This window comes from Arthrobacter sp. CAN_A2, from assembly GCF_015752045.1.
GTDB lineage: Bacteria > Actinomycetota > Actinomycetes > Actinomycetales > Micrococcaceae > Arthrobacter_D.
In genome coordinates this window covers 1-4,708 of sequence record NZ_JADOUS010000041.1, presented here as the reverse complement: position 1 = coordinate 4,708, position 4,708 = coordinate 1, and the positions used below count along the sequence as shown (strand labels likewise).

Sequence of the window (4,708 nt, the reverse complement as noted above, 5' to 3'; positions counted from 1 at the left end):
TCAGCTACGACGTCGAGGACTACAAGGGACGCAACGTCGTTGAACGCTCTTTCAACGAAGACAAGCAATGGCGAGGCATCGCGACCCGCTACGACTGTGAGGATGTTCTTGCGCCGTTCTCGAGCAGTTTGACCCGCGGTACGACGGACCTCGTGTCTTGAGTTTGATCTGTCGACTGTGAGGATGGTGGCACCGTTCCGGACGACGGCCTGACTCGCGCTACGACGGGCTGCGTGCCTTGAGTTTGATCTGTCGACCGCCGTCCGTAACGGCTCTTTGCGTTGTCGCTGGTCCGGGTCGTGTCCCAATAGGGGCCTTCGCAACAGGCACCATCACAGTCTTGACCTTCACCGGCCCAGCGGCGGACGCGTTTTCCTTGACCCCATCAAGAGAAAGACGACCGTGCCGACCATCATCTCTCCTCCTCCTGCCCTCGCTCCACTCCCACCGGCCGAGGAAGAGGTCCTTCTCGGCGTCGATACCCATAAACACGTCCACGTCGCGGCGGTGATCACGACGATTGGCGGGCTAATAGACACTCGCAGCTTCCCGGCCACGAACACCGGCTATGGTCAGCTTTCGGCCTGGGCGACCTCTTTCGGGGTGCTCGAGCGCGCGGGAATCGAATGCACCGGATCCTACGGCGCCGGACTCGCACGCTACCTGCACTCCAGGAACCTCACCGTCGTCGAGGTCAATCAGCCAGACAAGGCAGCGCGACGCCGACGCGGCAAGAGCGATCTGGTCGACGCCGAAGCCGCCGCCCGCGCTGTCCTCTCCGGCCGCGCGGTGGGATCCGCGAAGACGGGATCCGGAGCCGTCGAGATGCTGCGGATCTTCAAGATGGCCAAGAATTCCGCGATCAAATCACGCTCCCAAGCCATCAACCAGCTCAAGGCCGTGATCGTCACCGCGGACAGCCGCCTCCGAGAATCATTAGCCGGGCTCAGCAACCCACACCTGATCCGATCCTGCGCCAAACTCAGCGATGCCAGACATGCCGGCCCCGACGGGGCCGCACGTCACACTCTTCACCTGCTGGCCCGCCGTATCCAGCACCTCAGCGAGGAAATCAATGACTTGAACAGCAGGCTCGCGGACGCCGTCGAAGCCGCCTCCCCGAGCATCACCGACATTCAAGGCATCGGCCCCGATAGCGCCGCTTGCCTCCTCATCGCAGCCGGCGACAACCCGGACCGGCTGGCCACCGAGGCCTCCTACGCCGCGCTCTGCGGCACCAGCCCGGTCGAGGCGTCCTCCGGTCAAACCCAGCGACGACGCCTCAACCGCGGCGGCGACCGGCAAGCCAACGCCGCGCTCTACCGCATCGTCCTCAGCCGGCTCCGCTGGGATACCCGCACCCAGAACTACCTCGCCAGACGACTCACAGAAGGCAGAACCAGACGCGAGATCATCCGCTGCCTCAAACGCTACGTCGCACGAGAAATCTTTCAATTCATCAGCCCACGAACACCGAACAGTCCCCCCAAATTACCGCTGGACATCCATAGGGGCATCAAACTCGCCCTCACCTACCGCGGCGGCGCCGTACTACGCGCGATTACCCTCTGGCTCAAACGGTTAGGAGACACGCCCTAGGCGGGCGGCAGCGGTGGTCTGTGCGGGAGGCTTCACGCTGTGGCTTCTGCGGTGGGCCGATTCGTGGTCGGCGCCGTCCAGCGGATGCGGGTGCCGTGCCCCGGTGTGCTGTCGATGGCACAGGTTCCGCCGACGGTGGTGGCCCGATGCTGCAGATTCGCGAGCCCGCTGATGCGTTCCGGGCGGTCGAATCCGCGTCCGTCATCGGTGATCAGGACCTCGACGGTCCCGTCCTGCGCGGTAAGGCTGATGCTCAGGGTGTCGGCGCCGGAGTGCCGGGCCGCGTTGCTGATGCCTTCGGCGAGCACGGCCAGCAGATGATCGGCCACGTCGGCAGGCACGGCACGATTGACCGGCCCGACGAACCGCAGGTCCGGGACGATGCTTGTTCCCGCGATCCCTTCGCGTACTGCCTGGGCAATGAGATCGGTGAGGAATTCGCCGGCTACCCGGTCGGACTGCAGCGAGTAGATGGTGTCGCGTAGCTCCCGGATGGTCTCATCCAGTTCCATGGTCATGGCGTTGATTCTCTGCTGTGCGTCCGGGACATCGGTGAACCGGCGGAGCGTCTGCAGGCCCAGTCCCGTCGCGAACAGGCGCTGAATGACACGATCGTGCAGGTCCCGGGCGATCCGGTCCCGATCGGTGAACAGGGTGAGTTCCTCCTGTCGGCGGTTGGCTCGTGAGAGGTCCAGGGCCAAACCGGCCTGCGTACCGAAGACGGCCGCTGCTTCCAGTTCGGCGTCGGAGAATGGATCGGCGCCCTCCGGGCGGGCCATGATCAGGATCCCGTTGGGGGTTGCCTTGTACCCGAGCGCGACGATCATGACAGGCCCGAGCTTCGCGGCGGTGTCGACATCGAACACGGCCGCGGGATTCCGTGACCGGTATCCGTCGCCCGTCTCGAGGACGGTCTTCATCACGGGACCCGGCAACGTCTGTCCCGCCGGTAAGGACAGGATCCCCACCGAGGTCCGGCACTCGAGTGTCCCGTCCGACCCCAGGGATGCCACCACGACGAGCGCCGCCCCGGCCAAGGCCAGGGCAGACTCGGCGATCAGTTCGAGGCCGCCCTGCTGCGGGAGAGGCGCCGTGATGAGGTGTTCGTTGACGCTCATGCCAGCTTCGAGCCACTGTTGGCGCCGTGTCTTCTCGTCGAAGAGGCGCGCGTTCTGGATGGCCAGGCCCGCGGCGGCCGCCAGAGCAACGGCCAGGTCCTCGTCTTCGTCCGTGAAGTCCTTACCGCCGACCTTCTCCGTCAGATACAGGATGCCGAAGACTTTCTCCCGCACGCGGATCGGCACGCCCAGGAAGGAGGACATCGCGGGGTGGCCTTCAGGGAACCCTGCCGAGGCCTTGTGCTGCCCCAGATCATGGAGCCGGAGCGGTCTCGGCTCGCGGATCAGGAGCCCCAACACGCCCTGACCGGTCGGAAGATCCCCGATACGCCGAACCCCCTCCTCGTCGATCCCTACGGTGATGAAATGGTTCAGCTGCCCGTCCTCACCAATCACGCCCAGCGCACCATAACGGGCATCGAGGAGATCGCACGCCGACTGCACCACCCGGTCCAGGACCGCTTCCAGACTGAGATCCTCCGCGAGCGAGACCACCGCCTCCAGCAGGCCCTCGAGGTGTTCCTGGATGACCAGCAGATCCTCGGCCCGGTCCATGAAGTCCCGGAACAGGTCCTGGGTGCGACGGCGCAGCGGCTCACGCCACACGAGGAGTCACCCGCCCCGAGAACCGAACCGCGCAACGAGCACCCGGTGACCCGCACACGATGGCATGGCGGCCCACACCCGGTACACAACGAGCACTCGACCGGCCCCGGCGGACCGGGAGCCACCGCGCGACACCTTCGCCAGCCGCGCCCATCGCGAGAACTGGAACAACGGGCAAAACGGTAATGGCGGTAATGGCGGTAATGGCGGTAATGGCGGTAATGGCGGTAATGATGGGGATGATGGGGATGATGGGATTAATGGTGGAGATAATCACGGGGACATCCCTCATGGATAGAGCGTGGCCAGTTACTCGATTGCGGCCTCAAAGTATCAACTATGCGGATAAAATGCGACGGGTTGGGCTACGAACCACGACGGGTGGTTGGTGCCCGGCGCGGATCGACCGGATTTGCGGAGTGTTGACGGGCGGTGGCGAAGCACGGAAACATCCGGTGAGGTTGTTGAAAAGCAAGTCCAACACCCAGTGAGCGACGCACCGGCAAGAGGCCGAATGTCAGCAGTCGATGTACCGGCCACCGTCTCGCGGTACAACGTCATATGTTGTCCGTAGTGCACAGGCAATCGTGAACTCATCCATCAGAATGCCGCGCTGACGCTCGGTCTGGACGAAAGTGCAGACCGAGCGTCTGCGGGCGCTCATCTCAGGCCGGCTTCTTGACCTTACAGACCAGCACCCCGGTCAGCCATCATGAACGATGCGGTGGAAGCAAAGAAGCGATGATCGGCTTCCACCGGTCGACTCAACCCTGATTACCCGGCCGGATCCGCCGATGTTCTCACACTGGTTGGAGGGGTGGCTAGGGCTGGGTGGTCATCGCAACGACCGGTGCCGGTGAGTGAGTGCGCAGGTTGATGCGCTCCCGCGGGCAGAGCGATGATCGTCCACGGGTGTGCGGGGTGTCGGGGCGCATGGGCCGGAATTCTGCCCGGCCGCTGCCTCGTCGACGCCGCCGCTTTCCGCGACCGTGAGGATGTCTTGTGCGCGACCGGCGACGGAGCCACTCTTGGCGAGTCGAACGAGGTTGTTTTGCCGAAGAACCCTTTCGCGTGAGTATCTCCCTCATTAGTATTTGTATTCAATGGGGGCGGGGTATCTACGGACTCGCGTATACGAGACGGAGTGATATCAATGGGGGGACGCACGGTGTTGTTTGGTGATCATCTGCTGAGGCGTGTGCTTTGCGGTGGGTGTTACAGCCGGGATCCGGTCAGTTCGGTTCACCATTCCCGGGGGCCCTCGTCGTGACCGTGTCGAACAGCATTGGTGGCTCTTGGGACATCCGGTGGGGGTCATGGAGTGAGGCCGCCGGCGGCGAGGAGCATTCTGAGCCGGTAGTTGTGGCGGTTGCGGTAGCCGCGGG

At 64.1% G+C, this 4,708-nt stretch carries 3 protein-coding genes and 1 pseudogene; 2 read left to right on the top strand and 2 right to left on the bottom strand.

Annotated elements, in window-relative coordinates:
- Positions 1 to 95, top strand: a pseudogene (locus IWX63_RS16310) (IS5-like element ISNeu3 family transposase); the annotation flags it as partial.
- 307 nt (positions 96 to 402) lie between these two features.
- The gene (locus tag IWX63_RS16305) at positions 403 to 1,599 is read left to right on the top strand and encodes an IS110 family transposase (protein WP_199279202.1); all 1,197 of its coding nucleotides are present in this window, start codon (positions 403 to 405) and stop codon (positions 1,597 to 1,599) included.
- A 32-nt stretch (positions 1,600 to 1,631) separates the two neighbouring features.
- Here the strand turns inward: IWX63_RS16305 and IWX63_RS16300 are convergent, their stop codons facing one another.
- On the bottom strand, positions 1,632 to 3,323 hold the full coding sequence (locus tag IWX63_RS16300) for a GAF domain-containing sensor histidine kinase (RefSeq protein WP_334685948.1): 1,692 nt from the start codon (positions 3,321 to 3,323) through the stop codon (positions 1,632 to 1,634).
- Positions 3,313 to 3,600 (bottom strand): hypothetical protein, encoded by a 288-nt coding sequence (locus IWX63_RS16295; protein ID WP_199279201.1) that lies wholly within the window; start codon positions 3,598 to 3,600, stop codon positions 3,313 to 3,315. The genes IWX63_RS16300 and IWX63_RS16295 overlap by 11 nt, the downstream gene beginning before the upstream one ends.
- Positions 3,601 to 4,708 lie beyond the last annotated feature (1,108 nt).